Below are 3,876 nucleotides of genomic sequence, written 5' to 3'. Positions count from 1 at the left end.
CAATTCAAAGCTTAAATGAAAAAGCCGTGACTTCTTACGACTACAGACAAAAATACAAATAAAAATACAACGGCTTGTCAAATTGGATAAAAAACGTCTATATCGCAAATCTTAATTCCCTGTATCGCAAAGACAACATTAACTTATTCTTCTGATTATCAATCATAATAATATTCAAAATAGATACTCTACATTTTTCTTTTTGGGGATCTTCTTCAAATTTGGCGGTATCCCCCTCCTGATCCGCTTCTCTTTTGGGGATATAATGATACTAGATAACAGGCGGAACACCTTTAAATCCCCTGTCATGTATTATATTATCATGGATAGCCAGTTTTTGTTATCGCGGAGGGGCGGTGAAAAGAAAAAATGATTGCGGAAGGAGGCCGTGAAACCAGTCTCCGGAAAACAGGATACGACGGAGATCAGATACTGTGAAAAAAGAAAAAAATCCCCACCGGAGATGAATGAACCGGCAGGGAACGTAACAATAAAGGAACGGGCTCTCTCAACCCTTGATGTAACCGTACTTTTTCAGGTCGTCCATGAAATGCTCCGGCGTGTCGGTCCTCACCGTCACCCCGTGCAGTTCATGGTAACGGTTAGAGAAATTCACCATGTACTCCTTATCGGTGCACCCGCTGTCAAACCAGCTGCCCTCACGCAGGAGACGTACAAACTCGGAAGGGTCGGAGGCGGTAATCCTGCCGCCATCCGCCAAAATATACATATGCCTGTTCATGCCGATAATTTTTTAGTTCTCAGTTTATAATATAGTTTCTGTTCACCATCCAGGAAGGGGATGTCCTGGAGCGCGGTGGCCGCAGGCACCTGCCCCTTTGTGGCAAAGGTAACCAATTTGTGGAGAAACAGCACCCAGTTACGCATTTTTGTGAAGTTGGTCGTTCCCGAATGCTGGCGGAACTCGACCGTCTTGTGCCGTGAGTAGGCCTCGAGATTCACCTTATGGTAACGGTTGCCGATCCTGCTTTTCAGATCGTCCACCGTCCGGGCGGAACGTATCATCCCGTCAGAGACATGGCCCAGTCCACGGCAATAGTAGTTATCCCTGCGGGATGCCGGCATGAACTTGTCGATGACCGGTTCCAGATGTTTGTAACTCAGGGCCAGGTTACGCCAGGTCTCCATGCTGAAACCGGCGGCATCGATATGCACGTGAAGCCCGCAGCTCCCGTTCACTTTCATGTCACACAGGTCGAGCACCCAGCAGACCTTCTCCAGCTCCCGCAACCCTGCTTCGCCGACAAGGATCGGACTGACCAGCTCGAAGGTGTCGTTTCCGTTTATACTGCTGTCCGTCACGAGTTTCCAATGCGGACGGGTGGTATGGTTGTAACTTTCCACCGTAACCTCGATATCGGCCTCCCTGAGCTCGCGTGCGAGCCGTTCACGGGAGCAGTTGTAAGCCTCGATCTCGATACCGAACTTGCGGTTGAAAGTGTAATCCGGTGCGGCTGCCAACGGTTGAACGTTCGGACCGCCCTCACGTTCCCTCATCCGGCGCAGGGCATTCACTACAAAGCCGTAGTTTCCGTTGGTCACCATTCTCGCGATTTCCGCACGGGGAACACCCAGAAGATACAGTTGCCGGATCTTGCTCGTCTTTGTCGTTTCTTGTACTAAAATGTTTCTGATTTGCTCGTTCATTACTTGTTTCCTCCTTTATTTTTCGCTTTACTAAAGTAATGCTTTTACAGGAGAAGTCGTAATTATAAGAACCTTATTATCATGCCATTAGCTTACTTTATCTTAGGCTAAAACTCCTTATTTAAGGTGTCTATACCCTGACATCCGCTACCGGTCGGTATCGGATTCCTCCAGGCCGATGGTACGGCATATCTCCTCCACCAGTTCAGGAAGGCCGGAGCTTTTCTCCTGACGGGGATCGGGTGGAAACAGCGTGGAGCGGAAGACACCCTTGCAGACAGGGTCCGCCTCCCTGTTGTAGCGGAGGGTGTTCGGAATGTGTGAGGACAGCAGCCGCAGCCCCATCTTGTCGATGACCCGGTTCCAGGCGTCATACAAATCCTTCCGCCCCCGCCTGTCCACCATGTTCCAGAACAGCCAGGTCCCTTTCAGGTTGCAGTTCTTCCTGGAGACCAACTCCTCTTCCAGAGCCTTGGTAAACTGCAGGGAACTCTGCATGACGATGTTGTCCGCCTTGATCGGGATGAAAATGTAGTCCATCGCAGCAACAGTATAGACCACCCCCTCGCTGCGGAGCGTTCCGGGAAGGTCGAAAAGCACGATATCGAAAGTTTCCCCCTTTTCGTCCATATAACGACGCAGGTCCTCCACCGCCTTTTCCGGATCGCTTTTGATGACCGGATAGGCAAGCTTCCGGATTCTCTCGTGCTGCCGGTAAAGGCTCACCTTCAGGTCGTCATTTTTCATGACACTCTCCATGTCCCTCTCACGCATCAGGGCGATGCTGTGCTGCGGGTAGTCACAGTCCACAACCGCCACACGCAGGCCTTTGCGGTAATGCAGCACACTGGCCAGCAGTACCGTAAAGACGGATTTTCCCACGCCACCCTTCTGGCTGGCGACGGCAACCAACAACTCTTTTTCTTTTTTCATCATACTTCTTGCATTAAATGTTAAACACTATTATGACCGGCCGGGCAGGGACTCTTCCAGAATCATCTCCACCGTTTCCCTGTATTCTTCCAGATGCCGCGAGACAAGGTGGTTGATGAACCCCTCCAGCGTGACCTTCCCATTTCTCGAGGCTCCCGCCAGGATGGACAGTTTCCGGTGCAGGGCGGCAGGAATATGCAGTGACCGGCGCTGCACGCCCGCAATGCCACGCAGGTATTCCTCCCCATAGACGGACGGCTGCATGGGGCCGCTTTTCCTTGCGGGACGCATTATGTCGTTACCGGACATTCCACGTCCCTTCCGGGGACAGGCAGGTGCTTCCCCCATGATCTCACGGATGCGGTCCGCGTCCATCCCGCCGGGACCAATCCGGTCTTTTACGTTCTTTCCTGTCATGATATATCTTCTTGGACAATGACAACATTTTATCGGCGGGCCGTTCCTCCACGCTGTCCGTCCTCATCCCAGGGACGGTAGACCTCACCGAGCAGGGCGGCGATATCCTCCCTGTGCTCCTCCATATGGAGCTCCAGCAGCCGGATGATAAACCCGGAGATGCTGCCGCAACCGGCGGCCCTGACCAGCATGGCGATCCGGCGGTGCAGCCTCCCGTCAATATACGCGGTCTTCCACTCCACAGACTTGGGAGCGGGAACAAGAAACCTCCTCTTGTATTCTTCCGGGGCTGTCACTTTCCCTGCACGGACCTGCCTTTCATGCCCCGGCATACCCACCGCCGGTTCCGGGGATGGGGAAACGGGAGCTGACAGAAGGTTTCCCGTGAGTCCGACCCTCTCGAGAACGATATCGGAAAGCTGGTTCTTTTCCTTTTCTGAATCCATTGTCTTAAAATCTTAATTTATTAAATTACACAACTGGCATTGTTTCGGAATACAAAATAAAGAAAGAAGAGGACAGGACGGAACCACCTGTCGCTTATAGTCATCCAAAGTCGTTTATTGTCATGATACACATGATGGTGGGGACGAACATATGGTTCCATCCGGATGCTTCTTCCCATGCGGGAGTGACGTCAGAATCCTGCTGTCCGTAGCGGCGTGGAAAAGTGGCGGGATTCCGTTCCTTGTCCACCGCCCCTTTCAAATCCTTATGGGCAGGTGTGGGAGCATGCATCCGTCCTGATACGGATTCTTGGATTATCGGTCTGTGGAAGTGTAAAAATATCAATCCGTTAATGGAGACAAGGAAGAAAAAACATAAGGCGTACACGGCTACCTGCACGTTCTCCATTTG

Annotated in this window: 6 protein-coding genes; all 6 read right to left on the bottom strand. The window is 51.6% G+C overall.

Annotated elements, in window-relative coordinates; all coding sequences use genetic code 11:
* Positions 1-508 precede the first annotated feature (508 nt).
* Positions 509-742 (bottom strand): hypothetical protein, encoded by a 234-nt coding sequence (locus DWX84_RS21185; RefSeq protein WP_007567639.1) that lies wholly within the window; start codon positions 740-742, stop codon positions 509-511.
* The gene (locus tag DWX84_RS21180) at positions 739-1,668 is read right to left on the bottom strand and encodes an amidoligase family protein (protein WP_007748012.1); all 930 of its coding nucleotides are present in this window, start codon (positions 1,666-1,668) and stop codon (positions 739-741) included. The genes DWX84_RS21185 and DWX84_RS21180 overlap by 4 nt, the downstream gene beginning before the upstream one ends.
* Positions 1,669-1,815: 147 nt before the next feature.
* A complete protein-coding gene (locus tag DWX84_RS21175) occupies positions 1,816-2,604 on the bottom strand; it encodes a ParA family protein (protein WP_122246530.1) in 789 nt (262 codons plus the stop codon).
* Positions 2,605-2,631: 27 nt separating this feature from the next.
* Positions 2,632-3,018 carry a DUF3408 domain-containing protein gene (locus DWX84_RS21170; protein WP_007567629.1) on the bottom strand — a complete coding sequence of 129 codons (387 nt, stop codon included), beginning with the start codon at positions 3,016-3,018 and terminating at the stop codon, positions 2,632-2,634.
* A gap of 29 nt (positions 3,019-3,047) precedes the next feature.
* Positions 3,048-3,464, bottom strand: coding sequence for a DUF3408 domain-containing protein (locus tag DWX84_RS21165; RefSeq protein ID WP_122246531.1), 417 nt, complete (start codon positions 3,462-3,464; stop codon positions 3,048-3,050).
* 100 nt (positions 3,465-3,564) lie between these two features.
* The coding region (locus tag DWX84_RS21160) for a hypothetical protein (protein WP_233573981.1) at positions 3,565-3,876 on the bottom strand (312 nt) is incomplete at its 5' end.

It is taken from the genome of Parabacteroides sp. AF21-43, from assembly GCF_003635435.1.
GTDB lineage: Bacteria > Bacteroidota > Bacteroidia > Bacteroidales > Tannerellaceae > Parabacteroides > Parabacteroides distasonis.
Note: the sequence above shows the minus strand (reverse complement) of the source record. Positions and strands in the feature narration are given on the sequence as shown.

Bases quoted from the DNA above. Each gene is read 5' to 3' on its own strand.
- DWX84_RS21185 (WP_007567639.1), bottom strand. From the start codon at position 742: ATGAACAGGCATATGTATATTTTGGCGGATGGCGGCAGGATTACCGCC.
- DWX84_RS21180 (WP_007748012.1), bottom strand. From the start codon at position 1,668: ATGAACGAGCAAATCAGAAACATTTTAGTACAAGAAACGACAAAGACG.
- DWX84_RS21175 (WP_122246530.1), bottom strand. From the start codon at position 2,604: ATGATGAAAAAAGAAAAAGAGTTGTTGGTTGCCGTCGCCAGCCAGAAG.
- DWX84_RS21170 (WP_007567629.1), bottom strand. From the start codon at position 3,018: ATGACAGGAAAGAACGTAAAAGACCGGATTGGTCCCGGCGGGATGGAC.
- DWX84_RS21165 (WP_122246531.1), bottom strand. From the start codon at position 3,464: ATGGATTCAGAAAAGGAAAAGAACCAGCTTTCCGATATCGTTCTCGAG.